The following is a 292-nucleotide window of genomic DNA, read 5'->3' on the forward strand; positions in this document are numbered from 1 at the left end:
CTTGGTGCCCTGTTTACCTTGATTTTCCGGCCGCTTGCCCACCCACGGCGCTTTGACGATGCAGCCGTCGACCGTGACATCTTCAAGGTCGAGGCTCACGATTTTTGGTCATAGGCCTCCAAGTAGATCTGCTCCAGTTCGTCGAAGACTCCGGCGTTGATCCACTCATCGCGGCGGTTACGGATGCTGGTCGCCGAACACGCACTGTCCGCAACCCATTCAAAGGCTGCGCCCAAAATCCGGGTCTGAACGATCTTGTCGAAGATCACCCGATCGGGAATCCGAGGACGGT

1 pseudogene is annotated in these 292 nt (G+C 57.5%); it reads right to left on the minus strand.

What is annotated here, in order from left to right:
* Positions 1 to 292, minus strand: a pseudogene (locus AC5RVV_RS18360) (IS5/IS1182 family transposase); the annotation flags it as partial.

It is taken from the genome of Arthrobacter sp. MDT2-34-1, assembly GCF_059091365.1.